25 protein-coding genes are annotated in these 24,928 nt (G+C 45.3%); 19 read left to right on the forward strand and 6 right to left on the reverse strand.

Translation table 11 applies throughout. The annotated features are described in order from the left end of the window. Window positions 1–162: 162 nt before the first annotated feature. The 9 genes from gmk (at window position 163) to OMP94_RS10320 (ending at window position 9,764) form a co-directional block, all read left to right on the forward strand. Window positions 163–774 (forward strand): guanylate kinase, encoded by a 612-nt coding sequence (gene gmk, locus OMP94_RS10280; protein WP_266278211.1) that lies wholly within the window; start codon window positions 163–165, stop codon window positions 772–774. 49 nt (window positions 775–823) lie between these two features. Beyond that, on the forward strand, window positions 824–1,084 hold the full coding sequence (rpoZ, locus tag OMP94_RS10285) for a DNA-directed RNA polymerase subunit omega (RefSeq protein WP_266278212.1): 261 nt from the start codon (window positions 824–826) through the stop codon (window positions 1,082–1,084). Between the two features lie 65 nt (window positions 1,085–1,149). Beyond that, on the forward strand, window positions 1,150–3,264 hold the full coding sequence (locus OMP94_RS10290; protein WP_323135082.1) for a bifunctional (p)ppGpp synthetase/guanosine-3',5'-bis(diphosphate) 3'-pyrophosphohydrolase: 2,115 nt from the start codon (window positions 1,150–1,152) through the stop codon (window positions 3,262–3,264). Window positions 3,265–3,316: 52 nt separating this feature from the next. After that, window positions 3,317–3,703, forward strand: coding sequence for a RidA family protein (locus OMP94_RS10295; RefSeq protein WP_266278214.1), 387 nt, complete (start codon window positions 3,317–3,319; stop codon window positions 3,701–3,703). Between the two features lie 24 nt (window positions 3,704–3,727). Then, window positions 3,728–5,812: an ATP-dependent DNA helicase RecG gene (recG, locus tag OMP94_RS10300; RefSeq protein ID WP_266278215.1), complete on the forward strand. Its 2,085-nt coding sequence runs from the start codon at window positions 3,728–3,730 to the stop codon at window positions 5,810–5,812. A 9-nt stretch (window positions 5,813–5,821) separates the two neighbouring features. After that, window positions 5,822–6,373 (forward strand): chorismate--pyruvate lyase family protein, encoded by a 552-nt coding sequence (locus tag OMP94_RS10305; RefSeq protein WP_266278216.1) that lies wholly within the window; start codon window positions 5,822–5,824, stop codon window positions 6,371–6,373. Window positions 6,374–6,381: 8 nt separating this feature from the next. Continuing rightward, on the forward strand, window positions 6,382–7,242 hold the full coding sequence (ubiA, locus tag OMP94_RS10310; protein ID WP_266278217.1) for a 4-hydroxybenzoate octaprenyltransferase: 861 nt from the start codon (window positions 6,382–6,384) through the stop codon (window positions 7,240–7,242). Further along, window positions 7,242–8,063, forward strand: a complete 822-nt coding sequence (locus OMP94_RS10315) for a thermonuclease family protein (RefSeq protein WP_266278218.1) — start codon at window positions 7,242–7,244, stop codon at window positions 8,061–8,063. Before ubiA ends, OMP94_RS10315 begins: the two co-directional genes overlap by 1 nt. Before the next feature lie 24 nt (window positions 8,064–8,087). Continuing rightward, a complete protein-coding gene (locus OMP94_RS10320; protein ID WP_266278219.1) occupies window positions 8,088–9,764 on the forward strand; it encodes a cation:proton antiporter in 1,677 nt (558 codons plus the stop codon). On the opposite strand, the gene OMP94_RS10325 is transcribed toward OMP94_RS10320, so the two are convergent. Both OMP94_RS10325 and OMP94_RS10330 read right to left on the reverse strand, forming a co-directional pair. Beyond that, the gene (locus OMP94_RS10325; RefSeq protein ID WP_266278220.1) at window positions 9,761–10,828 is read right to left on the reverse strand and encodes a GGDEF domain-containing protein; all 1,068 of its coding nucleotides are present in this window, start codon (window positions 10,826–10,828) and stop codon (window positions 9,761–9,763) included. The two genes, OMP94_RS10320 and OMP94_RS10325, sit on opposite strands and share 4 nt — an antisense overlap. Before the next feature lie 22 nt (window positions 10,829–10,850). After that, a complete protein-coding gene (locus OMP94_RS10330) occupies window positions 10,851–11,570 on the reverse strand; it encodes a ComF family protein (RefSeq protein WP_266278221.1) in 720 nt (239 codons plus the stop codon). 34 nt (window positions 11,571–11,604) lie between these two features. Between OMP94_RS10330 and bioB the strand changes: the two genes are divergently transcribed. From bioB to OMP94_RS10360, 6 genes are read left to right on the forward strand one after another with little or no spacing between them, the layout of a single operon-like run. Continuing rightward, the gene (bioB, locus tag OMP94_RS10335; protein WP_266278222.1) at window positions 11,605–12,612 is read left to right on the forward strand and encodes a biotin synthase BioB; all 1,008 of its coding nucleotides are present in this window, start codon (window positions 11,605–11,607) and stop codon (window positions 12,610–12,612) included. Between the two features lie 6 nt (window positions 12,613–12,618). Next, on the forward strand, window positions 12,619–13,794 hold the full coding sequence (bioF, locus tag OMP94_RS10340) for an 8-amino-7-oxononanoate synthase (protein ID WP_266278223.1): 1,176 nt from the start codon (window positions 12,619–12,621) through the stop codon (window positions 13,792–13,794). Then, on the forward strand, window positions 13,784–14,545 hold the full coding sequence (gene bioH, locus OMP94_RS10345) for a pimeloyl-ACP methyl ester esterase BioH (RefSeq protein WP_266278224.1): 762 nt from the start codon (window positions 13,784–13,786) through the stop codon (window positions 14,543–14,545). Before bioF ends, bioH begins: the two co-directional genes overlap by 11 nt. Next, window positions 14,538–15,425, forward strand: a complete 888-nt coding sequence (gene bioC / locus OMP94_RS10350) for a malonyl-ACP O-methyltransferase BioC (protein ID WP_266278225.1) — start codon at window positions 14,538–14,540, stop codon at window positions 15,423–15,425. The genes bioH and bioC overlap by 8 nt, the downstream gene beginning before the upstream one ends. Continuing rightward, window positions 15,422–16,084 carry a dethiobiotin synthase gene (bioD, locus tag OMP94_RS10355; RefSeq protein ID WP_266278226.1) on the forward strand — a complete coding sequence of 221 codons (663 nt, stop codon included), beginning with the start codon at window positions 15,422–15,424 and terminating at the stop codon, window positions 16,082–16,084. Before bioC ends, bioD begins: the two co-directional genes overlap by 4 nt. A gap of 1 nt (window position 16,085) precedes the next feature. Then, window positions 16,086–16,769, forward strand: a complete 684-nt coding sequence (locus OMP94_RS10360; protein WP_266278227.1) for a transglutaminase-like cysteine peptidase — start codon at window positions 16,086–16,088, stop codon at window positions 16,767–16,769. On the opposite strand, the gene OMP94_RS10365 is transcribed toward OMP94_RS10360, so the two are convergent. The 4 genes from OMP94_RS10365 to OMP94_RS10380 all read right to left on the reverse strand — a co-directional run bounded on the left by OMP94_RS10365 (window position 16,766) and on the right by OMP94_RS10380 (window position 20,148). After that, window positions 16,766–17,419 carry a glutathione S-transferase gene (locus OMP94_RS10365; RefSeq protein ID WP_266278228.1) on the reverse strand — a complete coding sequence of 218 codons (654 nt, stop codon included), beginning with the start codon at window positions 17,417–17,419 and terminating at the stop codon, window positions 16,766–16,768. The two genes, OMP94_RS10360 and OMP94_RS10365, sit on opposite strands and share 4 nt — an antisense overlap. An 8-nt stretch (window positions 17,420–17,427) precedes the next feature. Continuing rightward, window positions 17,428–18,027 (reverse strand): PilZ domain-containing protein, encoded by a 600-nt coding sequence (locus OMP94_RS10370; protein WP_266278229.1) that lies wholly within the window; start codon window positions 18,025–18,027, stop codon window positions 17,428–17,430. A gap of 49 nt (window positions 18,028–18,076) precedes the next feature. Continuing rightward, window positions 18,077–19,486 carry a PhoH family protein gene (locus tag OMP94_RS10375; RefSeq protein WP_266278230.1) on the reverse strand — a complete coding sequence of 470 codons (1,410 nt, stop codon included), beginning with the start codon at window positions 19,484–19,486 and terminating at the stop codon, window positions 18,077–18,079. A gap of 191 nt (window positions 19,487–19,677) precedes the next feature. Next, window positions 19,678–20,148 (reverse strand): Lrp/AsnC family transcriptional regulator, encoded by a 471-nt coding sequence (locus OMP94_RS10380; protein ID WP_266278231.1) that lies wholly within the window; start codon window positions 20,146–20,148, stop codon window positions 19,678–19,680. 316 nt (window positions 20,149–20,464) lie between these two features. On the opposite strand from OMP94_RS10380, the gene leuA reads away from it, so the two are divergent. The 4 genes from leuA to OMP94_RS10400 all read left to right on the forward strand — a co-directional run bounded on the left by leuA (window position 20,465) and on the right by OMP94_RS10400 (window position 24,849). Beyond that, window positions 20,465–22,126, forward strand: a complete 1,662-nt coding sequence (gene leuA, locus OMP94_RS10385; RefSeq protein ID WP_266278232.1) for a 2-isopropylmalate synthase — start codon at window positions 20,465–20,467, stop codon at window positions 22,124–22,126. A 141-nt stretch (window positions 22,127–22,267) separates the two neighbouring features. Next, window positions 22,268–22,501, forward strand: coding sequence for a hypothetical protein (locus tag OMP94_RS10390; protein ID WP_266278233.1), 234 nt, complete (start codon window positions 22,268–22,270; stop codon window positions 22,499–22,501). Between the two features lie 117 nt (window positions 22,502–22,618). Beyond that, entirely contained in the window at window positions 22,619–23,098 is a 480-nt protein-coding gene (locus OMP94_RS10395) for an LEA type 2 family protein (protein ID WP_266278234.1), read from the forward strand. Window positions 23,099–23,142: 44 nt separating this feature from the next. Beyond that, the gene (locus OMP94_RS10400; protein ID WP_266278235.1) at window positions 23,143–24,849 is read left to right on the forward strand and encodes a potassium/proton antiporter; all 1,707 of its coding nucleotides are present in this window, start codon (window positions 23,143–23,145) and stop codon (window positions 24,847–24,849) included. Window positions 24,850–24,928: the final 79 nt, after the last annotated feature.

A 24,928-nucleotide genomic window follows, 5' to 3' on the forward strand; every position in this document is an offset into this window, starting at 1 on the left:
AAATTATTTTGATGGTCTTTTTAAAGAATAGGTCTTAGTGACCATATTCATTCGGTTTGGTTGCCTTATAAAGGCATCTCTAGTGGCAGAAAAATCCCGAAAGCAGTATTGTTTTACAGATGAAAGCCGCTGTGTTGGCGGTCAGGTAAACAAGGTTAAATCATGTCTGGAAGTCTATTTATTGTCGCTGCGCCATCAGGTGCTGGAAAAACCAGTTTAGTGCAGGCGCTGGTCAGACAAGATCCAAATATTCGACTCTCGGTGTCGCATACAACACGTCCACCGCGTAACGGTGAGGTTGACGGACAAGATTATTTCTTTGTTGATACCGAAAAATTTAACGCGATGCGTGATGCGGGTGATTTTTTAGAGTCAGCCAATGTATTTGATAACTATTACGGCACGTCTTCAGAAGCGGTACATCAACAACTATCACAAGGTTTTGATGTGATTTTGGAGATTGATTGGCAGGGGGCTGCCCAAGTTCGCCGTAATTTTGCCGAAAATCAAAGTATTTTCATTTTGCCACCATCAAAAGCTACGCTTGAACAAAGACTGCGTAGTCGTGGTCAAGATGATGAAACGGTTATTGCACGTCGTATGCGTGATGCTGAACAAGAAATTTCGCATTACATCGAATTTGATTATTTGATTGTGAATGATGATTTTGATGTTGCGTTGCAGAATTTGACGGCGATCGTCACGGCTGCCCGGCATCAGCGTAAACATCAGGTGCAAATTCACCAACAACTTTTAACGGAATTACTGGCTTAAAACGCTGATATTTCGTAGTATTAATCGTTTTCTCAAGCAGGATATAACCATGGCTCGTACAACTGTTGAAGATTGCCTAGATTTCGTTGATAACCGTTTCCACTTAGTGCTGGTTGCTGCCAAGCGTGCTCGTGAAATTGCACTCGGTGATGATCCGTTGGTGCCAGTTGATAACGACAAACCAACAGTATTGGCTTTGCGTGAAATCGCAGCAGGTCTGACTGGTCCAGAAATTTTGACTCGTAGCAGTGCTCGTGTACATGCTGAGGAAAGCTTGGTCAGCGAAGACGAACTGCAAAGCGAAGTTTAAGTCTGGTGAGTGCAAAACCCACAGTCGCCACTGAGCTCGACTTCATTCAGGAGTCTGAGCCAAAACTGACGATTGATGATCTGTGTTTTGCCACTGCCAACTATCTTGAATCGGCGCAGGTGGATGCCATCCGCCGCGCCTATCATTACGCTGATAAATGTCACGAAGGCCAAACTCGCCGAAGTGGTGAGCGATATATCACCCATCCTTTAGCGGTCGCCCATGTATTAGCAATGATGCACATGGACTACGAAACTATCATGGCAGGTTTGCTCCATGATGTTATCGAAGATACCGATGCTGCGCGGGCTGATGTGGCTGCTGAGTTTGGTGATGCGGTTGCTGAACTAGTTGAGGGTGTGACTAAGCTTGCACAAGCTGCATTTGAAAGCAGCAAACAGTCGCCAGTTGAAAAACAAGCAGAAAACTTACGAAAAATGCTGTTGGCAATGTCACGAGATATTCGTGTCATTATCGTCAAACTAGCTGATCGCCTGCACAACATGCGTACGCTAGGCCATTTACGCCCAGAAAAGCGTCGCCGCATTGCCAATGAAACCTTAGAAATCTACGCGCCTATTGCCCAACGTCTTGGTATGAATCTGATGCGTTGTGAGCTTGAAGATTTAGGCTTTCACGTCCTGCATCCTATTCGCTATCGGGTTTTGGCAGATGCCGTTAGAAAAGCCCGTGGCAATCGTAAAGAAATCGTGTCGCAAATCACGGCTTCAATCTTGAACCGTATGGAACAAGAAGGTTTAAGCGCCGATATTCAGGGTCGCGAAAAGAATTTGTACAGCATCTACAAAAAAATGGTTGGTAAACAGCTGTCATTTTCTGAGGTGATGGATGTTTATGCTTTCCGAATCATCGTTGATGATGTGGATACTTGTTACCGAATGCTGGGTGTCATGCATAACCTGTATAAACCGGTGCAAGGTAAATTCAAAGATTACATTGCCATTCCTAAAGCCAATGGTTATCAGTCGCTGCATACGGTTTTATTTGGTCCCTATGGCGTGCCGATTGAGGTTCAAATCCGCTCGAGAGACATGGACCACTTAGCTGAGGCTGGTGTTGCTGCGCATTGGTTGTATAAGACAGGTGGTGAAGCGGATGGTAATGCCTTAGCACACCGCAAAGCTCGCCAGTGGTTGCAAGGTATTCTAGAAATGCAGAAGGGCTCGGGAGACTCGGAAGAGTTTCTTGAAAATCTGCGTATGGATTTATTCCCAGACGAAATCTATGTGTCTACACCCAAGGGTGAGATTATGACCTTGCCACGAGGGGCATCAGCCGTAGATTTTGCTTATGCCGTGCACAGTGACGTTGGTAATAGTTGTGTTGCTGCCCGTGTTGGTCGCCATTTGGTGCCATTAAGCACGCAATTAGAAACGGGCCAATCCGTTGAGATTATTACGTCGCCGACAGCGCATCCAAATCCTGCTTGGTTGAACTTTGTGGTGACGCCAAAAGCGCGCACTAATATTCGCCAGTACCTCAAATGTCTACAAGATGAAGAGGCGATTACGCTGGGACAACGTTTGTTGAGCAAGCATTTATTGGCTTTCTCAACAGCAATGGAAAACATTCCAATCGAACGCATCAATGCCGTTATCAAAGAGTTTGAAGCTGAAAACTTTGATGAAGTCTTGCGTGATATTGGTTTAGGTAATCATGCTGCTTTGTTGGTTGCCCAGAAATTAGTACATCACGAAACGCCAGATAAAGAACCGCATGCCCTGATGATTGCGGGTACCGAAGGTATGGTGGTCAGTTTTGCCCGTTGTTGTCATCCGATCCCGGGCGATCCGATTCATGGTTATATCAGTACCGGCCGTGGCATCATCATTCACCAACGTGGCTGTAAAAATACGACACACTTACGGGTACAAAATGACAAATGGTTAGATGTTGCTTGGTCAACTGAAACCAATCGTGTATTCCCTGTCGATTTGATGGTGCACGTTAAAAATCAGCGTGGTGTGTTGGCAACCGTTGCGGCCGTTGTTTCTGAAGCCGATTCAAATATTGATAACGTTGTCGTTGATGAGCGTGATGGCGGTTATTCAGATCTGCGTTTAACGATCGAAGTCTATAACCGTAAACATCTGGCGCGCGTTATCCGTCGCCTGCGATTACTCGATATGGTTGAACGAATCAGCCGAATCAATAGTTAATTATTTTTTTGTATTAATACGCCATTTGTTATGGCGCAGTTGGAGTCTTGTTATGCCTCGTGAAACCATCTATACCGCTGATGCACCTGAAGCCATTGGTACTTACTCTCAAGCTATCAAAGTAGGTGATACCGTTTATTTATCAGGCCAAATCCCATTGGTCCCTGAAACGATGACAGTTATTGAAGGTGACTTTGCTACACAGACTCGTCGTGTGTTTGATAACTTGTCAGCGGTTGCTAAAGCAGCAGGTGGCAGTTTGCAAGATGTTGTGAAGCTGAACATTTATCTGACGGACTTAAGCTACTTCGGCACAGTCAATGAAATTATGGCCGAATACTTCGAGCAGCCTTACCCAGCGCGTGCGGCGATTGGTGTTGCTTCTTTACCGAAAGCAGTGCCAGTTGAAATGGACGCTGTTATGTACCTCGGAGCCTAATCAGCGAAAGTTTAAGGACTGGCCGTGGCACAACACACACTACTGGATCCTGTCACGGTACTCAGTGGTGTTGGTGAAAAGCTTGCTGAAAAACTCGCTAAGCTCGGTATTCATCAGGTTCAGGACTTACTCTTCCATTTGCCACTTCGGTATCAAGACCGAACGCGGCTTATGCCGCTTGGCAGTTTGCGCCTTCAACAAGAGTCTCTTGTTGAGGGCGTTATTGGTTTAACGCAGGTCAGTTTTGGTAAACGACGTTCACTGCTTTGCCATATCAGTGATGGTACTGGATCGTTAGTACTGCGTTTTTTCCACTTCAGTAAAAGTCAGCAACAACAGCTGGCAAAAGGGCGGCGCATTCGCTGTTTTGGTGAAGTGCGAAAGGGCCCTTCGACCTTGGAAATGGTCCACCCTGAATATCAATTAGTAAATGAATCTGGTGTCACACCTGTAGATGCGGCTTTAACGCCCGTGTATCCAACCACTGAAGGTTTGCATCAACTCTCCTGGCGTAAATTAATTCGTCAGGCGCTTGCTTTGCTTGATGAGCAGCAAATGCCTGCTTTATTGTCACCACTAGACGGTGAGCATCCATTATTAGCCTATCAGCTCAACGAGGCATTACAGTTTGTCCATTTGCCTCCACCTGATAGTGATGTGCAGCAACTCATTAACCGAGAACACCCTGCTCAAAAACGGTTGGCATTTGAAGAATTATTAGCCCAACAACTGACTATGCGACAGGTGCGTAAGCAGATGCAGCAACATGATGCACCGGTATTGCAAGGTGACTCACCATTAGCGCAGCAATTGTTAGGTAATTTGCCATTCCCCTTAACTGGCGCACAACAACGTGTGTTGCAGGATATCTATCGCGATATTAAGCAGGCGATTCCTATGCAGCGTTTGGTGCAAGGTGATGTTGGCTCGGGGAAAACAGTGGTTGCCGCTTTGGCTGCGATTGCCGCTGTCGCCAGTGGTTATCAAGCTGTCATGATGGCGCCTACTGAGTTATTGGCAGAGCAACACTTTCAGACATTTAATAATTGGCTAAGTCCATTAGGGATTACCGTTGGCTGGTGTGCTGGTAAACAAACTGCAGCACAGCGCCGTGAAACGATTCAGGCCTTAGAGGCAGGAGAAATCAAGGTTGCTGTTGGTACTCATGCGTTATTTCAGGATGAAGTTACATTTGCCAATTTAGGTTTGGTGGTCATTGATGAGCAACATCGATTTGGTGTGCACCAGCGTCTGGCATTACGCGATAAAGGTCGTAAAACCAATAGTTATCCTCATCAGTTGGTGATGACGGCAACCCCGATCCCGCGGACATTAGCGATGACTGCCTATGCTGATTTACAAGTGTCGGTCATTGATGAGTTGCCACCGGGCCGCCAGCCAGTCACCACTGCGGTTGTTGCAGATAGTCGCCGCGATGAAGTCATTGAGCGTGTTCATAATGCCTGCTTGCAAAAGCGCCAGGTGTATTGGGTATGTACCTTGATTGAAGAGTCTGAGCATTTACAATGTCAGGCGGCAGAAGACACGGCGGCTAACCTGCAAGCTGCACTACCTGATTTAACGGTATTGTTGGTACATGGCCGCATGAAATCCTCAGAAAAAGATGCAGTGATGCAGGCGTTTAAACGTGGCGAAGCGGATTTGTTAGTAGCGACAACCGTTATCGAAGTCGGTGTTGATGTGCCAAATGCCAGTTTGATGGTCATTGAAAACGCTGAGCGCTTGGGCTTAGCTCAATTACATCAGCTACGAGGTCGAGTCGGTAGAGGTAGCGTACAAAGTCATTGTTTGCTCATGTACCATCCGCCATTATCCGAAAATGGTCAGGCGAGACTTAAATGTTTGCGTGAAAGCAATGATGGTTTTGTGATTGCTCAGCGTGATCTTGAGATCCGTGGGCCGGGTGAGTTGTTAGGGACACGCCAAACAGGACTACCTCAATTTAGAGTGGCCGATTTATTAGCTGATCAGGCATTGCTACCCGCAGTAAGTCGAGCAGCAGATAAACTAATGCAACAAGCGCCCGATGCAGCTGAAGCGTTGATTCAACGTTGGTTTGCCAACAAGATTGATTTTGGACAGGTCTAAATACGTTATATGTTAATCCCTAGCGCTTACCCTCACTGGCTGACACCACCTAAATCAAGACTACCTGAAAACCTTGCAGATTGGCTCCAAGATGCGGGCTCGTTAACAGTGAGATTAAAAGCACACAGCGAAGTGGGGTTCTCAGTCCAGCTCAGAAAAAGCAGTTGGCAAAAGTCGATGTTTGATGAGGCATTGGCATTAGGTGTCGATCGTCGCCAGAAAGTGTTTTGCCGTGAAGTCTGTTTAATGGATGGCGAAACGCCTCGTGTGTTTGCCCGCACTGTGGTGCCATTGAGTAGTTATCCGGTACTTCGTATGGGGCTTTCATCTCTTGGTACTGCTTCGTTGGGGCATTGGTTATTTAGTGATCCGGCAGTGACACGTGGACCAATTCAAGTCAGTTTGTTACCCATCAATCATTTGCTCTGTCAGCATGCTTGTGATGCTGCAGGGATTCCATTGCAGCCTTTATGGGCAAGGCGCTCATGTTTTTTGTTACGAGGAAAGAAGTTGTTAGTGAATGAGGTCTTTTTACCAACGGCTGAGGGGTATCCGTGGTGAATCAGATAATGACAGCACTAAAACCCTATTTGCATCTCACGCGCCTCAATAAACCAATTGGTATTTTATTGCTGTTATGGCCAACTTTGATGGCGCTATGGATAGCAGCGGAAGGTGTGCCCGATATCAAAATACTGGTGATTTTTACCTTGGGTGTGGTGCTGATGCGCTCTGCTGGCTGTGCCATTAATGATTATGCTGACAGAGACGTTGATGGTTCTGTTTGGCGAACAGAAGGCCGGCCGCTCGCAACCGGTGCATTACAACCCTGGCAGGCGATTGCCACTTTTATCGGTTTGTCACTGGTCGCTTTTATATTGGTGCTACAACTGAATACCCTAACGATTTACTTATCTTTTGTCGCAGCCTTGCTGGCGTTTATGTATCCCTTTATGAAACGGTATACCTACTTACCCCAGCTGGTTTTGGGGATGGCGTTTGGTTGGGCGATACCGATGGCATTTGCTGCACAGACGGGTGATGTGCCAATGGTGGCGTGGTTACTTTTTATTGCCAATATTATTTGGACGACGGTCTACGATACCTTTTATGCAATGGCGGATAGGGCTGATGACTTAAAAATTGGCGTGAAATCGACGGCCATTTTGTTTGATGAAGATGATCGCCTGATTCAAGGCGTTTTGCAGGGTCTATTGATCTTAGTATTACTGCTAATTGGCAAACAGTTGCAGATGGGCAGCGTGTATTACATTGGCTTGATAGCCGTTATTGCCTTATTTGTTTATCAACAATATTTGGTGAGAAATCGTGAGCCTAAAGCCTGTTTGATGGCTTTTCTAAACAACAATTATGTTGGCGGTGTTTTATTTTTGGTGGTGGTTCTGCATTACATTCAGGCGAGTCCTTAATGTCTAAATGGCTGTTATTTGTTGCCCTTATTTGTTTTGGCTCATTAGCGACTGCCGAGATTTATCGTAGTGATGATGGCGATACCGTCAGTTTCTCCGATAAACCAACCGAAAATGCTCAACGAGTAGATCTTAGCCTTCAGTCCAATCGATACCAATATGATGTGGATTATGTATATGACGGCGATACGCTCACGCTGAACAATGGTGAGCGGGTCAGATTGCTGAATATTAATGCGCCTGAAATCACTAATCGAAACCGTGATGGTGAGCCGGGTGGTGAAGCCGCAAAAGCGTGGCTTATTCAGCAAATCGGTGAAAAGCCCGTGTTTTTACGTTTTGATACAGAGCGACGTGATCAGTACAGCCGTTTATTAGCACATGTTTTTCTCGAAGATGAACGACATTTAAATGCGGAAATGTTGGCTGCGGGATTAGCATCGCTGACGATTCATCCGCCAAATTTATTGTATGTCGACGCAATGCAAAAAGCAGAACAGCAAGCGCGTGACAATAAATTGGGTATTTGGGATGAACAGGATTATCCCATCAAACCGGCAACGCCAAATATCGAAACGGCGGATCGCCGCGGTTGGCATCGTTGGCAAATCACCCCAACCGAGATTAAAACAACCCGAAGTTATGTTTGGTTGATGGCCAGTGACCGATTAAGTATTCGAATTCATCAAGATAATTTGCCGTTATTTGCGCCGCCAGAAAATTACTTAAACAAGACGCTTGAAGTTCGTGGCTGGTTGTCACGACGTGGCAATGATTATTATATTCAAGCAAGACACCCCAGCGTTATCAGCGAATATTAGAGATATCTAAATAAAGGCAATGTTATGGCGTTAATCGATGGTTCGGCTTTTATTGAGTTAACGGCATTACTCGTATTAGCGGCCATTGCAGGTATGGTTGGGCTGGTTTTACGTCAGCCGATGATAGTGAGTTTTATCGCTGTTGGTTTGCTGGTGGGGCCTTCGGCACTGAATTTAGTGCAGTCCCATGAAAATATCGACTTGTTAGCCGAATTAGGTATTGCCTTATTGCTCTTTATGGTCGGGCTTAAACTCGATCTCAAACTGATTAAAACTGTCGGGCCGGTGGCACTGGCAACCGGACTTGGGCAAGTATTATTTACGGCATTATTTGGTTTTGGTATCGGCATCATGCTTGGGCTTGGTGCGACAGTTGCTTTGTATGTTGCCGTGGCACTGACATTCTCCAGTACCATCATTATCGTCAAATTATTATCCGATAAACGTGAGGTTGATGCCTTACACGGACGCATTGCGATTGGTTTTCTCATCGTTCAGGATTTATTCGTTATTGTTGCGATGATGGTGCTGTCGGCTTATGGGGTTGGTGGCGGTACTGAGTCGACTACATCGCCACTGATGCAAATTACCATGGTCGTGTTCTATGGTGTGATCATGCTTACTTTGGTGGGCATTTTTATTCGTTATATCGCCGCGCCACTGGTTAATCATATAGCCCACTCTCCAGAATTATTGGTCGTTTTTGCCATTGCTTGGGCAACTTTATTGGCAACCATTTGTGAACATTTCGGTTTTGGTAAAGAGTTGGGTGGCCTGCTTGCTGGTATCTCGCTAGCATCGACGGCTTATCGGGAAGCAATTGTGGCAAGGCTCTCGTCTTTGCGAGATTTTTTGCTGTTATTTTTCTTTATTGCATTGGGCACCCAATTGGATCTCAGTTTATTAGGTGAACAAGTCGGTCCTGCATTGGTCTTCTCGGTATTTGTCTTGATTGGTAATCCTCTTATCGTGCTCGCCATTATGGGCTATATGGGCTATCGAAAACGTACAGGTTTTTTGGCGGGATTAACGGTGGCGCAAATTAGTGAGTTTTCACTGATCTTTATGGCGATGGGCGTAAGTTTGGGGCATGTCACCAATGCAGCTTTGGGCTTAGTCACTCTGGTTGGTTTAATTACCATCGCTTTGTCGGTCTACATGATTACCTATTCCCACACTTTGTACAGCTGGTGTGAACCCTTGTTATCAATATTTGAGCGCAAGCATGCTTATCGGGAACAGACCGATGATCGCCAAGTACCAGAACACCATCATTACGACATGATTGTGTTTGGCTTGGGGCGTTATGGTGCTGTTATTACCGAAAATTTATTGAAGCAGGGCAAACGAGTTCTAGCAATTGATTTTAACCCTGAGCTGGTTCGCCGTTGGCGGCAACGTGGGTATGACGTGATGTATGGTGATGCGTCAGATATGGATCTGATTGAAATGCTGCCGCTAAAAAATGTGCAGTGGGTGGTTTGTGCGATGCCGTTACATGATTTAGGGGTGACCCATGAAGATCCACGTATTGTGTTGATGGATGCGCTGAAACAGCAGCATTATCAAGGTAAAGTCGCAGTCGCTACGCAGTTTAGCCATGATATTTCTGGGTTAATGCAGCATGGAGCAGATTTGGTTTTGCAGCCTTATCATGATGCTGCAGAAGAGGCGGTAGAAAAAATTAACGCGCTGTCTTAAGTCACGTGATGAACACTGTTGCGGCCTGAGACTTTCGCAGCGTAAACCGCCTGATCAGCCGCTTGTACTAATTGTTTACTAGTCTGAATACGGCTTTTTTCGTTGAGCGTTGCTAAGCCAATTGATAAAGTGACTTTTGCTCGGCGACCATCATTCAAAATAAAAGATTGGTCAGCGATGTATTCCCGCATTCGCTGGGCAATATCAATGGCAGCAAAGCTATCAGTATCAGTCAGTAAGATCACAAACTCTTCACCGCCATAACGCGCTAAGACATCGGTGCTACGAAGGCTGTCATTAAGTAAGTTTGCGACTTGCTTGAGAATGTAGTCACCTACTTGATGACCAAACTGATCATTAATCCGTTTGAAGTGATCTAAATCGACAAACAAACACGATAAAGCGGTTTTTTGTCGATGGGCACGGCTGACTTCTTCTTCAATACGTTGATCAAAAAAGCGACGGTTATTAACCCCCGTCAGTGGATCGCGAAGGCCGACCAATTTGATTTCTTCATGCAACCTAGCATTTTCGATACAAGCGGCAACGACAGCAGCCATATGCTGCAAGAATTGTGTGCCGATATTTGGCTGAAACCGTGAAGGGTTGCGACTGCCGAGATTCAGACAGCCAATCAATTGTTGTTGGCGGATCAAGGGGAGTAGGGCAACAGATCCAAGTTCACGAAAAGCAGGAAATAAAGCACCATGTTTTGTGGCGTCAAAAGTCGATAATCTGGGCGTTCGCTGTAAATTAAAGAATTGATCCAAGGTATGAAAACTATCTGTGAATAACAGCTTTTGTTGCCAATTAGCATAGTCAGGTATGTTTTCGACCAGGCGCTGAAATTCGTATTCAGGATCATGTAAAAGTAGGGTGACTTCAGTCAGTTGAAAGTACTTCTGATGTTGCTCTAACAAAAGCGTCAGCAAGGCCGACAAACTGCCGCAGCTAAGCAGGCTCAGTTCGTATTGCTGGAAGTTGTCTTGTTTACGCTCGTTACTTTTGGCGATGCGTAACAATTCATCTAGCCTTTTTTGTAGCGTGCTACTGTCTTGTCGCATCCGGCGGCCCTGAGATTTAGGCTTAATAATGGCGTATCGCGCGGGCAATTGTCCAGACTTCAAGTTGTGTAACTCCTTGCTTTTGCAGACAACGTCCTGCTTCAGCAACGGTGTGCCCCGTGGTGTAAACATCATCAATCAAAGCAACATGCTGATAGTGTCTTAGCGGTTGACAGTGAAAAGCCCCTCGTAAGTTTTTCTGGCGTTGTTTAAACGGCAAACTACTTTGTGGTTGGGTGGGACGAATGCGCCTCAGGCTTTGTATATCAACATCTATATCGAGTAGCTGACCAAGTTTTCGACTGAGATCTGCTGACTGATTGTAGCCACGACTGAATAGCCGGTAACGATGCAGTGGCACAGGAATCAGCAGTTCAGGCAAATCGGTTCGAGTTCGTAATCTGGCTGCCATTTGCTCGGCAAAAAAATCACGCAAGCCAAGTTGTTGATGAAATTTATAAGCGGTGATTAATTTATCGACAGGCGCTTCGTAGCGCAATAATGCAAAAGTTTGCGCTTGCGGAGGCGATTTTTGTAAACATTGGCCGCAAATTCCAGATGTCGCTAATGGTGTTGCACAAAGCTGACATGCTGATGCCAGCAACGGCAAATCAGCCTCGCAAGCTAAACAAAGCACATTTCCCTGTGTAGGTGCTCTACATAGGAAACAGGGATTTGGTAGGTAATTGCTGTATAATTTCCGCACTTGATGTGCCACAGCGTTTACTAAGTCCTTGGCCATCTTATTGTTAATCCATTAAGCCGATGAAAAGACCATGTCCCAGACTATAACAGAACCTAACGCTTCCATTCGTCATAACTGGCAACAGGCTGAAATTGAAGCCTTATTTGACTTACCTTTCGCTGACTTGATGTTTCGCGCCCAAACGGTTCATCGTGAACATTTTGATGCCAATGCGGTACAAATCAGTACATTGCTGAGTATTAAAACGGGTGGTTGTGCAGAAGATTGTGGTTATTGTCCACAAAGTGCTCACCATGAATCAGCAGTGAAAGCTGAACCTTTGATGCCTTTAGATGAAGTTTTGGCTTCAGCAGCACAAGCAAAGTCAACTGGTGCTAGCCGTTTTTGTATGGGCGCTGCTTGGCGTAACCTGAAAGATCGTGACGTTGACCGTGTTGCGGCAATGATCGAAGGCGTTAAAGACATGGGGCTGGAAACCTGTGTGACATTAGGCATGCTGGAATCTCACCAAGCAAAACGTCTGAAAGATGCCGGCTTAGATTATTACAATCACAACCTCGATACTTCACCAGAATTCTATGGTGAAATCATTTCTACCCGTACTTACCAAGACCGTCTGGATACATTGAGCTACGTTCGCGAAGCCGGTATCAACGTATGTAGTGGTGGTATTGTGGGTATGGGCGAAAGCCGCCCTGACCGTGCTGGTTTGCTGCGTAGTTTGGCCAACCTGCCTAGTCATCCTGAAAGTGTGCCAATCAACTTGTTGGTTCAAGTTCAAGGTACGCCATTAGACGGTATCAATAACCTTGATCCATTTGAGTTTGTCCGCACCATTGCGGTTGCTCGTATCATGATGCCGAAATCTTTTGTGCGTCTGTCTGCAGGTCGTGAAAACATGACTGATGAGTTACAAGCAATGAGCTTCTTGGCGGGTGCTAACTCAATTTTCTACGGTGAAAAACTGTTAACGACAGATAACCCTGATACACAACACGATCAGCAGTTATTCCAACGTTTGGGTATTACACCGCTGAACATCACGCCACAAACGGATAAACACTGCTCAGCAGCGTAATTTCCTGTGTCGCAACTGCCCTGGCATCAAAGCCTACAACAGGCACTGAGCCAGCGCCGGGCGGATGGACTGTATCGAAAAACGCGTTTACGTGATGGCGCTCAAGGTGTCCACGTTAATGTTGACGGTCGTGAGCTAGTTAGTTTTTGTAACAATGACTATCTTGGCTTAGCCAACCATCCGGCGTTAATCAAGGCTTTCCAGACCGCTGCCGACATCGAAGGTGTCGGCAGCGGTGCTGCACATCTACTCACTGGCCATAGTCGATTTCATCAACAACTTGAAGAAGCATTGGTGGCTTTTACAGGTCAGCAACGCGTGATGTTGTTCTCAACTGGTTATATGGCAAATTTAGCGGTTATAGATGGCTTAATGTCACGTGGCGATGCGTTGATTCAGGACAAATTAAATCATGCGTCCTTACTGGATGGCGGCCGAATAAGTGAAGCTACCCAATATCGTTACCCTCACAATGATATGGCTTTACTTCATAACCGTTTACATCGTGCTGCCAATATCGAACGTAAACTCATCGTCAGTGATGGTGTGTTTAGTATGGATGGTGATTTAGCACCACTTCCTGAAATCATGGCCTTAGCCAAACAACATCGTGCAGGTGTCGTTATTGATGATGCTCATGGTTTGGGGGTGATTGGTCACGAGGGGCGGGGAACGCTAAGTTATTTCGCGGATGAACTAGAAGACAAACCTATTTTGGTTGGTACATTTGGTAAAGCGTTTGGCACAGCTGGGGCTTTTATTGCTGCTGATGAAGTGGTTATTGAAACACTAACCCAACAGGCGAGAAGTTTTATCTATACCACGGCACCACCACCAGCTGTTGCCGCAGCGACACTTGCAGCATTAGACATTATTCAAAATGAGACAGAGCGTCAGCAACATCTACAATCGCTCATTAAACAGTTCCGTGATGGTGCGACGCAGCTGGGACTTGAGTTAATGCCTTCATTTACAGCGATTCAGCCAATTGTCATTGGTGATGATAAAAAAGCTGTGGCGCTGGGTAAGGCGCTTGAAGAAAAGTGCTTTTTGGTTGGTGTGATTCGTCCACCAACAGTGCCAAAAAATACCGCAAGGCTGCGTATTACCTTGTCAGCTGCACATACTGCTGAGCAGGTTGAGCAATTACTCGCGGCGTTGGAGCAATGTAATGTTCATTGAGCGCAGCGGCAACGGCCCAGATTTGGTGTTAATTCATGGTTGGAGTATGAACCGCCATGTATGGAAATGCATAAAGCCAATGCTTGAAAATGACTTCACTTTGCATTGCGTTGATTTACCAGGGCACGGTGACAGTGATTGGCAAATTAATGGTTTGGAAATGTCATCGGTTATTGCAGAGTTTGCCGCGAAGTTGCCAGAAAAGTGTTCGATGATTGGTTGGTCTATGGGCGGGCAATTTGCCATGGAATTTGCCAAACACTATCCAGAGCGCGTTTCAAAGCTATTGTGCATTGCTGCAACGCCAAAGTTTGTCGCTGATGAAAAATGGCCAACTGCAATGCCTGTTGAAACCTTTGGCGCTTTTTCTGAAGGACTAGCTCAAGATCCTCAACAGTTGATGCAATCGTTTTTGAAGCTACAGGCACGTGGTGCAGAAAGCTCGCGCGAGACAATCAAAATCTTACGGGATGATGTTTTAGCAAGCAAAGCTGCGCATCCTGAAGCATTACGAGATGGCTTAATCTGCTTGGCCGAGTTTGATGGTCGAAAATTACTAGCTGACTTAACTGTGCCGGTGAGTTTTTTGCTGGCGGAAAAAGATAATTTGATCCCCGTGACACTGGCCGATGCATTAATACGTTTAAATGCTGATATCCATTGTCAGGTGATTGAAGGCGCAGGGCACGCGCCATTTATTTCACATCCAGAACAAACCGCAACATTAATAAAAAGTATGCTCCATGGTTGATTCTAGACCAGACAAACAACGTGTCGCCGCCTCATTTGGCGCAGCCGCAAAATCCTATGATGATGTTGCTGTTTTGCAGCGGCAAACCGCTGATGAATTATTAGAGCGGCTGGATTTAATCAAAATTGAGCCACACGTTGTAGTTGATTTGGGGGCTGGAACAGGCCGTAATTTACCTTTGTTAAAACAACGTTATCCGCAGGCAAATTTGTTTGCCGTGGATATCGCACCAGCGATGCTTGGCCAAGCTCGCCGAAGAATGCAGCAGGGTATTAAACGTTTTTGGCGGGATAAATCTGTGCAATATCTAGCCGGTGATGCGGAAGCTTTACCCCTTGCAAGTAACAGTGTGGATTTGTTGTACGCCAATCTGGCATTGCAGTGGTGTGATCTCGATATAGTGTTCGCGGAAATTCAGCGGATCTTAAAGCCGGGTGGTTTGTTGATGTACACCACTTTGGGACCTGATACTTTGCAAGAGTTACGGCAAAGCTGGGCGGCGGTTGATGATTATCCCCATATCAATCAGTTTCTTGATATGCACGATGTCGCTGAAGCGATGCAACAAAGTGGTTTGCAAGATGCGGTACTGGATGTTGATAGACATCAACTGGGTTATCAAGATGCCATGCAGATGATGCGTGATCTGAAATTACTTGGTGCCAGAAATCAAATGCCTAATCGACGCAAGAGCCTCACTGGTAAACAGACTTTAAAAAATATGCTGGCAGCGTCTGAGCAGTTTCGTCTGCCTGATGGTCAGTTACCTGCGACATATGAAGTTATTTATGGTCATGCTTGGGGCGCTGATAACTTTCAAACGCAAGCTGCTGATGGCAGTGTACGAATTAGTCTCGAACAACTCACAAGGCGGTTATGAGTAAAGGTTTTTTTGTTACGGGTACCGACACTGAGGTTGGTAAAACGGTTATCAGTGTTGGGCTCATTCATGCCCTGCAACAACAAGGTTATCGTGTCTCGGCAATGAAACCGGTTGCCAGTGGTTGTGAAAAGACTGCTGACGGCCTGCGTAATGAAGATGCACTTGCATTACAACAAGCTGCTGATGTCAAAGCCGCTTATGAAGTCATCAACCCTTACGCATTTTTACCAGCGATCGCACCACATATCGCCGCTGAGCAAGAGGGGGTTAAAGTCGATCTCGACACCCTGTATCAACATTTTAAACAATTACAACAAACGTCAGATGCCATCGTTGTAGAAGGTGCTGGCGGTTGGTTAGTGCCTTTAAATGCGACAGAATCTATTGCTGACTTTGCTGTTAAGTTGCAATTGCCCGTGGTGCTTGTTGTCGCGATTAAATTAGGCTGTATTAATCACGCTTTGTTAACGGCTGAAAGCATACGTGCCAAAGGTCTAAAATTAGCAGGCTGGGTCGCTAATGACTTTTTGGGTGATGTTGAACATACTGCCATTATTCAATCCATCGCAGCACGTATTGATCCACCTTGTTTGGGTGTTGTGCCACGATTAGACATAACCGATCAAGCTGCGAATTATCTCAACCTAGGAGATTAATATGCGGATAGTCATTGGCTTAGTGATGTTATTGCTGGTGGGCTGTGGCAGTGCGCCTAAATCACCTTCTGCAATGGGAATAAGTGACGATACTGCGGCTCGAGTTGAAGCATGGCGTCAGCTAATTGATAGAGGTCAGAATTGGACCGAGCAACAGCAGCTCAAAGCCGCTAATGACTTTATCAACCAAAACCATTTTGTCGATGACATTATTCACTGGGGTGTTGAAGATTATTGGGCGACACCGTTGCAGACCATTGTCACCCAAGCAGGTGACTGTGAAGACTTTGCGATTGCCAAGTATTTCACCCTAACGGAAATGGGCATGGCATCCGACAAACTCCGGCTGACTTACGTCAAAGCGCTCACTTTAAACCAAGCGCATATGGTGGTGAGTTATTATCCAACAACACAGGCAGTACCTCTGGTTTTAGACAACATTGATCCCGTCATTAAACCCGCCACACAACGTAATGACCTTATCCCAGCCTATAGCTTTAATGTTGATGGCGTATGGCTTAACAAGCAACAGACTATCGAATATGTTGATGACAGTAGCCGACTGAGTTTGTGGCAAACATTATTAAAAAGTATGGATGCTGAGGCGGCTGATGAAACGTTTTATATTTGTCGGTATCAACATTACGACATGCCATCCAAACAAGCACGGGACATGTGCCGTTAATTAACCGGTAACAAGCTCACTTCAGAGTCAGGTTGCCATTGCGGGTAACTTTCCATTACTTGTTTAAATACGCCTGATTGTAAGAACGCATTTAACCAGCGTTGCAACTGCGGGTAATTAGGTGTGTTACTAAACCAGCCCCAATCGACCATTGCAAACTGACGGACAAACGGCATGATAGCGATGTCAGCGAGAGTTGGTTGGTTGCCCACTAGAAAAGACTGACTGGTGAGAATCGCTTCCAGCTTTTGCAGAAACAATTCACCTTGCATACGGTAGTCTTGCTGAGATTTTTCAGGGTAACGATCAGCATATTTGTAGCGATCTAATGCAGACTTAAAGTCACCATCCGTTTCGCGAATCAATGCTAAAGATTGTTGTTGTTGCTCTGCCGCGAGTGGCTGCCAAAATCCAGCAGGATCTTGTTGCTCGAATGCCCACAAAGCGATATCAAGGCTTTCATCGATAACTTCATTATCGAGTTGTAGTACCGGGACGGTAGCCTTGGGTGAAATTGTCAGCAGCGCTTGCGGCTTATCTTTTAAGACAACTTCACGTAACTCAACTTGTTGTCCTGCGGCCAAAATAGCAAAACGGGCACGCATAGCGTAGGGACAACGTCTAAAACTGTATAAGACGGGTAGGGACATTAATTTACTTAAATTTGTTGTTTTTGCTGACGTAATGTTTCAGCTTGGCGGCTTAAGGTGTGTTTAACCAGAATATTACGATCGGTTTCACTCATATGGGTGAACACCAAACGTAGATTATAGTTTTTACCTTCAAGCGGTTCAGGTAATTTGTCTGTGCTGACAACTTTACCCACGGCATGAATCGGTAATCCTGATGGTAATAATGTTAAATTTACTTCAACTGGAGTTTTGGCTGCGATAACTTGGTCACACAGTAACGCCACACCACCGGCACTCAAATTAACGGCATTGGTTTCGCTATCATCAATTGGCTGTAACAAATGCTGAACACTGTTAGATAACAGGTTAATTTTTTCATCAAGCATTCGTAATGCACGAGCGACATCTCGGTCTTGATGACCAATTTGATCCGTTAAATGATAAAACGCGGTTTCCAGTGAAGATAATTGTTGTTGGGGATGGGTAGCGTGGGGAGCGCTGGTGATGATGCGCTCCCCTAACTCTTTTGCAGCTTCCTTGCTGATGGATTTCACTTTAATCAATAAACGGTCGTTGATCCGGAAATACGCCCGGCGATCGCTCATATTGTCTGTCGTGTCATTCATGGAGTGTCCTACTACCACGCTAAATAAAAGCTAATGCTACCACGGTCTTTTATAAATTCTCAGAGGCAAAATCAGCCAGTCGAGAACGTTCACCGCGTAATAACGTGATATGACCGCTATGTGCCCAGTTTTTGAAGTGGTCAACAACGTAGGTCAAACCAGATGTGGTCTCACTTAAGTAAGGTGTGTCGATCTGAGAAATATTACCCAAACAGACAATCTTGGTGCCTGGCCCAGCACGGGTTATCAGCGTTTTCATCTGTTTAGAGGTTAAGTTCTGCGCTTCATCGATGATGATAAAACGTTTCAAAAATGTTCTACCACGCATGAAGTTTAGCGAGCGAATTTTGATCCAACGCTGCAATAAATCATTGGTCGCCTGACGACCCCAGTCACCACCTTCGGTTTTATTTAGCACTTCAAGGTTATCCATTAAAGCGCCCATCCACGGCGTCATTTTTTCTTCTTCGGTACCGGGTAAGAAACCAATATCTTCACCCACCGGCACGGTGACACGGGTCATGATGATTTCACCATATCGTTTATGTTCGATAGTTTGGGTTAAGGCAGCAGCTAGCGTTAACAGTGTTTTACCGGTACCGGCCTGTCCTAGCAAAGTAACAAAGTCGATATCGGGATCCATCAACAAATTCAGGGCAAAATTTTGTTCACGGTTTCGGGCGGTGATACCCCAAACAGCGTGTTTATCTTTACGGTAATCATGAACAAGCTCGATATCTGCCGAATCTTCTTTGGCACTACGAACCACGGCCTCAATGGCATTTTCATCTTCGGGAGAATAGATAAGTTGGTTCGGGTACCAATCTTTAACGACCTCGCCTTCGATTTGATAAAAGGTGCGACCATCTTGTGTCCAAGACTCAAGACGGTTGAGATCTTCCCAGAAACTCGCCGCCAATTCTGTGGCACCGCGATACAGTAAATCAACGTCATCGAGGACTTTATCGTTGTAATAGTCTTCTGCACATATTCCTAAAACAGTGGCTTTAATACGCAGATTAATATCTTTTGAAACCAGAATAATGTTGGTTTCAGTTTGTGCCTGTTGCAAGTTGATGGCCACAGCAAGAATGGCATTATCAGCTTGATGACCCGGGAGTTCTTTGGGTAAGTCTTGCGCCATCTGACGCGTTTGGAAAAACAATCGGCCGCTGGCCTGAGGAACATCGCTATTGGTAATACTGGGTAACGGGATACCGTTATTTATCGCCTCATTGTCATTGGCGAGGAGGAGTAAGTCATCGAGAAAACGACTGACTTGACGAACATTTCTTGAAACTTCTGATAAACCTTTTTTTCCCTTATCTAATTCTTCGAGCACTACCATCGGTAGAAATATGTCATGTTCGTCGAAGCGAAATAACGCCGTCGGATCGTGCATCAAAACATTGGTGTCCAGCACAAAAAGACGTTTTGTGGCGTCGGGTCGTTTAATCATTCGGAAGCATTCCTCTTGTTGTTTAAACAGGGCCTGCGTTTGATTATGATCCAGAAACCAGCGCCTGCAAAGGCTTTGCAGCTGACTCTTTGAAATTATTAAAAATTATTGTTTGAAATGGTTTAAAAATACTGCCCAAATCCTCGATTTGGCGCATTTCACATACTATTTTGGCTAAAACATAAACAAGCCTATGGGATCGGTAACGCCGTCGATTTAATTGCTGACTTCATAACAAACGAGGTATGTACGCCGGTCACACCTTCAATGCGAGTCAGTTTTTGCAGCAAAAACTGTTGATAGGCATCCATGTCTTTCACGATGACTTTTAATAAATAGTCAGCGGATTGACCGGTTATCAAATGGCACTCCAATACTTCTGGGTATTGGGCCAGCGTAGATTCAAGATCGTTAAATCGCTCGGGCGTGTGTTTATCCATACTAATGCCAATAAACGCCATTAAGGTCAGCCCAAGTTTTTTGGCATTTAGCAGGGCGACATAACCATCAATCAGTCCGTTTTCTTCTAATTGTTTTACACGGCGTAATGTTGGTGATGGCGATAACTTGATGGCTTCAGCCAACTCTTGATTGGTCACGCGGCCATTTTTTTGCAAAGTCGCCAAAATCTGCCGATCATATCTATCGAGTGCTTCAGTCATGAAATGCACCTTATTTTGCTATTGTGAAATTTAATTCTAATAATTATTTATTTTTAAGCAATAAATTCTTTTAATTTTGAGTTAAGGAGAATTTTGGCAATTTAATTCTATCGAGCTCTCTTTATAATATTCCCATGCCTGAAACCGGCTGAACGGCGCCAAAAGCGCGTTGTACGTCAGCCACCTGTTAATTGACAAAATCAGTTAACAAGGTGCTTGAGTCATCGTTGGTTATCCCTCAATGGTGGTACTTCTTGCAGCCGGCGGATGACACTAGTCATTAATTTCAGGCAACCAATTAGATCAGGAGCTAAAAATGATTGCCCAACCCGAACAGAAATATCGCCGTTTTCAAGCAACGCCGCTTGCAGATCGCCAATGGCCAAATAAGGTTATTGAAAAAGTCCCTGTTTGGATGAGCACTGATCTCCGTGATGGTAATCAGGCATTGATTGATCCCATGTCTGTAGAAACCAAAATTCGGTTTTTTAAAGCGCTGGTGGAAATGGGCTTTAAAGAAATTGAGGTGGGTTTTCCATCTGCATCAGAGACTGACTTTAATGTTGTGCGTCGTTTGATTGAAGAAGATTTGATCCCTGACGATGTCACCATTGAAGTGTTGACTCAAGCACGTGAAGATTTGATCGAGCGTACCGTGAAATCTTTGCAAGGGGCTAAACGCGCCATTTTGCATATGTACAACCCGACAGCGCCAGATTTTCGCAATATCGTGTATCGCACTGATAAAGCCGGTGTGAAAGAGATTGCTGAGCGCGGTACACGCTGGGTAAAAGAATACACGGCTAAACAACCAGAAACTGAGTGGGTATATCAGTATTCACCGGAAGCTTTCTCATCAACAGAGTTGGATTTCGCCAAAGAAGTCTGTGATGCCGTTACGGCGATTTGGCAGCCTACGCCTGAGCATAAAATTATTTTGAATCTGCCGGCGACAGTTGAGATGTCGACGCCGAATACCTATGCCGACCAAATTGAATGGATGCATCGCAATTTGAATCAGCGCGATAGCATTATTTTGAGTGTGCATCCGCATAATGACCGTGGTACAGCTGTGGCTGCTGCGGAGTTGGCAGTGATGGCCGGTGCTGATCGTGTTGAGGGCTGTTTGTTTGGTAATGGCGAACGTACCGGTAATGTCTGTTTGGTGACCTTGGCGCTGAATTTGTATTCACAAGGTGTCCATCCCGGTTTGGATTTTTCGCAAATTGATAAGGTTCGCCAATTGGTTGAGTCTTGTACCAATTTGCCAGTGCATCCGCGCCATCCTTATGCGGGCGAGTTGGTATTTACTGCTTTTTCTGGCTCACACCAAGATGCCATTAAGAAAGGTTTTGCCGCTCAAGATGGCAGTGGTGTTTGGAATATTCCTTATTTGCCAGTTGATCCTGCTGACTTGGGCCGTAGTTATGACGCAGTTGTTCGCGTTAATAGCCAGTCAGGAAAAGGTGGTGTGAGCTTCCTGTTGCAACAACAAGCTGGATTTGAGTTGCCACGACGTTTGCAGATTGAGTTCAGCAAACAAGTCCAAAAAGTGAGTGATGAAACCAGCAAAGAAATCAACAGTGCTGAAATTTATCGCTTGTTTGATGAAGCCTATTTGCAGGTGAATGCACCGTATCAATTTAAAGCCAGTAAAGTCAGTGATGACACTGAAGAAAATGTAACTGCTGAAATTACCCTGCAGCATGGTGAGCAACAATTCACAGTCACAGGGCGGGGGAATGGACCGGTTGATGCAGCCGCCAGTGCAATTAGTGAACACTTTGGTAATAACATCACCGTAGTTGATTATCACGAGCATGGCGTTGGTGCCGGTAGTGATGCGACAGCCGTTTGTTATGTTGAAATCAAAGTGGCTAATGGTTCGTCACTGTTTGGTGTTGGCCAAGATAAAAATATTAGCCGGGCGGCAATTAAAGCGTTGTTAAATGGTGTGAACCGCAGCGTCCAGCATTAATATTGGTCATCATTGCATCAATCGCGGATTTCTTAACCTAGGTTATTTGTGACATAAGCTATCCACGTTAGCGTAATTAACACACAACTAAGCACTTCTCGTGCTTGGTGATGTTAATTTCGAAATCAGATAGGGAGTGTTATGAAAAACAAATTAACCTTAACCGGATTAATGATGACGACTTTTTTCTTGGGTGCGTGTGCTCATGAGGGGAATCATCCAGCACATAACATGGGCGACCAAGCTGAGCGTGTAACCAAAGAAAATAGTCAGGACTATCAAGAAAGCCAAGAAAAAGCGGCGGAGACGGGTAATCAAGCTCACCCAGCTCATGAAATGGATGAGGTGGAAGCCGTCGAAAAACGCGGTAACTGATAGCTCGTTCTCGGAAGATCCATTTAGGATCTTTTAAAATTAAGGCGTTGCAGAGTGAATTTGCAGCGCCTTTTTTCTGTCTGACATTAAGTAGAGTTTTACAAGCGGAGAAATATTATGCGGTTTGCAGTAAAAACATTATTGATGCTGAGTGTGCTTTGGCTAGCAGGCTGTGCTAGTTGGTCTCCCAGCTATGAAAAGCCGCAAATCAATATCACTTCGTTCGCATTAGCACCGGAAAGTAACGGACTCTCGCCGACATTTTTGATTGGTTTACAAGTGACTAATCCTAACCGCTCGGCCCTGCCATTAAAGGGGATGAGCTATTCAGTTGAAGTCGATGGCAACCGCATCATTAGCGGTGCCGAGCCGAACCTACCTAGAGTGGAAGGCTACAGCAGTGAAAACATTGTGATCAAAGCCAGTCCTGATTTATTTGGCAGTGCACGATTGTTAAACCAATTATTGTCTGGTCAGCAACAAACTATGGATTATGTGTTCAAAGCACGTTTTGATATTGGTGCGTTGATACCTTTTGTCACAGTAGAAGAACGCGGGGAGTTTGGTTTAGGGCCAACAACCGATAAGAATCGCTAAATACCTTGTGCCATAATGAATCGTAACTAACACAAGGTTCCGTCATGGATGCGATAAACACCCTATTTTTACTGAGTGGCTTTTTGATAGCACTGAGTATTCTCGCCAGTCGGTTATCTTCCTTATTTGGCTTACCTATCCTGATCATCTTCTTGGCGCTGGGGATGCTGGCGGGTGAAGATGGCTTGTTGGGTATCGAGTTTGATAACTATTCGCTTGCCTTTCTGATTGGTCATTTGGCGTTAGCAATGATTTTGCTTGATGGTGGTTTGCAAACACGTCTATCGACATTTCGTGCCGGTTTTAAACCCGCATTATCGCTCGCCACCTTAGGTGTTTTGATGACCAGCGGGATCGTTGGTTATTTAGCAATGTTGATCTTTGATCTGACTTTGCTCGAAGGCCTGTTAATCGGCGCAATTGTTGGCTCAACAGATGCCGCAGCAGTCTTTTCCATGCTTAAAGGTCAGGGCGTCAATATCAATGAGCGGGTGAGTGCCACATTAGAAATCGAATCGGGCACCAACGATCCGATGGCAATTTTCTTAACCATCATGTTGATAGAGCTACTGATTGGCGAAACCGAAGGCTGGATGTCATCGCTGGTCTTTTTGATCCAACAATTTGGGCTAGGTGTCATTATCGGTTTGGGCTCTGGTTGGTTAATTGCCAGATTATTAACTAAGCTCGATTTAGCGCCGGGTTTGTATTCATTATTGGCACTTGCATTAGCATTTTTCGTATTTGGACTCACCAGTGTTTTGGGCGGCAGTGGCTTTTTAGCCATCTATCTCTGTGGCCTGATGATTGGGAATCAACCCGGTAAGCATTTAGCGCATATTTTGCCTGTACACGACGGTTTGGCATGGTTAAGTCAGATTGGTTTGTTCTTGGTGCTCGGTATGTTAGTTTCGCCAAGTGAAATGCTGACTTACGCTGTTCCTGCATTACTTATCGCCTTGGCGTTGATTTTCGTGGCACGGCCATTGGCGGTATTAATCGCGATTAAACCGTTTTTTAAATTCCGCTGGCGAGAAATCGGCTTTATCTCATGGGTTGGTTTACGTGGTGCAGTGCCAATCGTATTGGCGATTTTCCCGGTGATTGGTGGTGTGGAAAATGCCGCACTTTATTTCAATGTGGCGTTTGCGGTTGTTGTGTTATCGCTGTTAGTTCAGGGAACCACGTTGTCCCCCATGGCGCGTTGGATGAGAGTTGCCGTACCGAAAGGCACGACACCAGATCAACGTGGCGCCTTAGGCATTTTGCCGGAAAATGACTTTGAAATGTTTGTCTACAAAGTGGATAACCCGGCTTTAGAAAACCAGCAGATCCGATTATTACGCTTTCCATCTGGTACGTTGATTTCGGCGTTGTTCCGTGAACATCAAATGATTCATCCCAAAGGCAGTACCGAACTGCATGTTGGGGATGTGTTGTGTGTTATTAGTCGAAGTGAAGATTTGCCTAAGTTAAACCAACTGTTTAATGGCGACGTAAAACTCCGTCAGGCAGAAGCATTCTTTGGTGCCTTTGTTTTAAACGGAGATGCCAAGTTGGTTGATGTTGCCCAGGCTTATGGTCTAACCCTTAGTAATAATGAAAAAGACGATACTTTGGCACAGTTTATTTCTCGTCGCGTAGGCGGCCATCCGGTTGTCGGTGATGATGTTGATTGGCACGGTATTCATTGGGTGGTTAACGAAGTTGATGGCGATAAAATTCGTAAGGTAGGTATGCGACTTTTTTAGCGGTGTTCAATCCATTTGTTTGGTTGTCTATCTGGTATAATTGAACGTTTTATTAAAATCGCTAACTGCATGATAGGAA

The sequence above is a fragment of the Methylophaga sp. OBS3 genome (assembly GCF_026319325.1).
Lineage (GTDB): Bacteria > Pseudomonadota > Gammaproteobacteria > Nitrosococcales > Methylophagaceae > Methylophaga.

Coding starts and splice junctions, on each gene's coding strand:
- gmk (WP_266278211.1), top strand. CDS start 163: ATGTCTGGAAGTCTATTTATTGTCGCTGCGCCATCAGGTGCTGGAAAA.
- rpoZ (WP_266278212.1), top strand. CDS start 824: ATGGCTCGTACAACTGTTGAAGATTGCCTAGATTTCGTTGATAACCGT.
- OMP94_RS10295 (WP_266278214.1), top strand. CDS start 3,317: ATGCCTCGTGAAACCATCTATACCGCTGATGCACCTGAAGCCATTGGT.
- OMP94_RS10305 (WP_266278216.1), top strand. CDS start 5,822: ATGTTAATCCCTAGCGCTTACCCTCACTGGCTGACACCACCTAAATCA.
- ubiA (WP_266278217.1), top strand. CDS start 6,382: ATGACAGCACTAAAACCCTATTTGCATCTCACGCGCCTCAATAAACCA.
- OMP94_RS10315 (WP_266278218.1), top strand. CDS start 7,242: ATGTCTAAATGGCTGTTATTTGTTGCCCTTATTTGTTTTGGCTCATTA.
- OMP94_RS10320 (WP_266278219.1), top strand. CDS start 8,088: ATGGCGTTAATCGATGGTTCGGCTTTTATTGAGTTAACGGCATTACTC.
- OMP94_RS10325 (WP_266278220.1), bottom strand. CDS start 10,828: ATGCGACAAGACAGTAGCACGCTACAAAAAAGGCTAGATGAATTGTTA.
- OMP94_RS10330 (WP_266278221.1), bottom strand. CDS start 11,570: ATGGCCAAGGACTTAGTAAACGCTGTGGCACATCAAGTGCGGAAATTA.
- bioB (WP_266278222.1), top strand. CDS start 11,605: ATGTCCCAGACTATAACAGAACCTAACGCTTCCATTCGTCATAACTGG.
- bioH (WP_266278224.1), top strand. CDS start 13,784: ATGTTCATTGAGCGCAGCGGCAACGGCCCAGATTTGGTGTTAATTCAT.
- bioC (WP_266278225.1), top strand. CDS start 14,538: ATGGTTGATTCTAGACCAGACAAACAACGTGTCGCCGCCTCATTTGGC.
- bioD (WP_266278226.1), top strand. CDS start 15,422: ATGAGTAAAGGTTTTTTTGTTACGGGTACCGACACTGAGGTTGGTAAA.
- OMP94_RS10360 (WP_266278227.1), top strand. CDS start 16,086: ATGCGGATAGTCATTGGCTTAGTGATGTTATTGCTGGTGGGCTGTGGC.
- OMP94_RS10365 (WP_266278228.1), bottom strand. CDS start 17,419: ATGTCCCTACCCGTCTTATACAGTTTTAGACGTTGTCCCTACGCTATG.
- OMP94_RS10370 (WP_266278229.1), bottom strand. CDS start 18,027: ATGAATGACACGACAGACAATATGAGCGATCGCCGGGCGTATTTCCGG.
- OMP94_RS10375 (WP_266278230.1), bottom strand. CDS start 19,486: ATGATTAAACGACCCGACGCCACAAAACGTCTTTTTGTGCTGGACACC.
- OMP94_RS10380 (WP_266278231.1), bottom strand. CDS start 20,148: ATGACTGAAGCACTCGATAGATATGATCGGCAGATTTTGGCGACTTTG.
- leuA (WP_266278232.1), top strand. CDS start 20,465: ATGATTGCCCAACCCGAACAGAAATATCGCCGTTTTCAAGCAACGCCG.
- OMP94_RS10390 (WP_266278233.1), top strand. CDS start 22,268: ATGAAAAACAAATTAACCTTAACCGGATTAATGATGACGACTTTTTTC.
- OMP94_RS10395 (WP_266278234.1), top strand. CDS start 22,619: ATGCGGTTTGCAGTAAAAACATTATTGATGCTGAGTGTGCTTTGGCTA.
- OMP94_RS10400 (WP_266278235.1), top strand. CDS start 23,143: ATGGATGCGATAAACACCCTATTTTTACTGAGTGGCTTTTTGATAGCA.